At 56.8% G+C, this 1,621-nt stretch carries 1 protein-coding gene; it reads left to right on the top strand.

Annotated features, from left to right (window positions below):
• Nucleotides 1–1,592, top strand: a 1,592-nt coding sequence (locus tag H663_RS41840) for a YDG domain-containing protein (protein WP_240620603.1), incomplete at its 5' end; no start/stop codon positions are given.
• Nucleotides 1,593–1,621: the final 29 nt, after the last annotated feature.

Genomic DNA, 1,621 nt, shown 5'->3' with positions numbered 1-1,621 from the left:
CTACAGTTTCAACAGTAGTCGGTGGTGGCACGATCAGCAAAGCCAACTTGGCTGTGGCCATGAGCAACCAGAACAAGACCTATGACGGCACGACAGCGGCTGCATTGGCAGCGGGTGCGATCACAGCCACGGGCGTGACAGTGGGCGGCGTGGCAGAAACTGCAACGGTGAACAAAGCCAGCGGCACCTACAACAGCAAGAACGTGAACGCTGCAACAACGGTCACCGCGACCTTGGTGGCAACTGACTTTGCGGCTGGCACAGCAGATTTGAGCAACTACAACTTGCCCACTACAGTTTCAACAGTAGTCGGTGGTGGCACGATCAGCAAAGCCAACTTGGCTGTGGCCATGAGCAACCAGAACAAAACCTATGACGGCACGACAGCAGCTGCATTGGCAACGGGTGCGATCACAGCCACGGGCGTGACAGTGGGCGGCGTGGCAGAAACTGCAACGGTGAACAAAGCCAGCGGCACCTACAACAGCAAGAACGTGAACGCTGCAACAACAGTCACCGCGACCTTGGTGGCAACTGACTTTGCGGCTGGCACAGCAGATTTGAGCAACTACAACTTGCCCACTACAGTTTCAACAGTAGTCGGTGGTGGCACGATCAGCAAAGCCAACTTGGCTGTGGCCATGAGCAACCAGAACAAGACCTATGACGGCACGACAGCAGCTGCATTGGCAACGGGTGCGATCACAGCCACGGGCGTGACAGTGGGCGGCGTGGCAGAAACTGCAACGGTGAACAAAGCCAGCGGCACCTACAACAGCAAGAACGTGAACGCTGCAACAACGGTCACCGCGACCTTGGTGGCAACTGACTTTGCGGCTGGCACAGCAGATTTGAGCAACTACAACTTGCCCACTACAGTTTCAACAGTAGTCGGTGGTGGCACGATCAGCAAAGCCAACTTGGCTGTGGCCATGAGCAACCAGAACAAGACCTATGACGGCACGACAGCAGCTGCATTGGCAACGGGTGCGATCACAGCCACGGGCGTGACAGTGGGCGGCGTGGCAGAAACTGCAACGGTGAACAAAGCCAGCGGCACCTACAACAGCAAGAACGTGAACGCTGCAACAACAGTCACCGCGACCTTGGTGGCAACTGACTTTGCGGCTGGCACAGCAGATTTGAGCAACTACAACTTGCCCACTACAGTTTCAACAGTAGTCGGTGGTGGCACGATCAGCAAAGCCAACTTGGCTGTGGCCATGAGCAACCAGAACAAAACCTATGACGGCACGACAGCAGCTGCATTGGCAACGGGTGCGATCACAGCCACGGGCGTGACAGTGGGCGGCGTGGCAGAAACTGCAACGGTGAACAAAGCCAGCGGCACCTACAACAGCAAGAACGTGAACGCTGCAACAACAGTCACCGCGACCTTGGTGGCAACTGACTTTGCGGCTGGCACAGCAGATTTGAGCAACTACAACTTGCCCACTACAGTTTCAACAGTAGTCGGTGGTGGCACGATCAGCAAAGCCAACTTGGCTGTGGCCATGAGCAACCAGAACAAGACCTATGACGGCACGACAGCAGCTGCATGGCAGCGGGTGCGATCACAGCCACGGGCGTGACAGTGGGCGGCGTGGCAGAAACTGCAACG

The organism is Limnohabitans planktonicus II-D5, from assembly GCF_001270065.2.
Classification (GTDB): domain Bacteria; phylum Pseudomonadota; class Gammaproteobacteria; order Burkholderiales; family Burkholderiaceae_C; genus Limnohabitans_A; species Limnohabitans_A planktonicus.
This window is presented reverse-complemented; position numbering and strand designations above follow the sequence as displayed.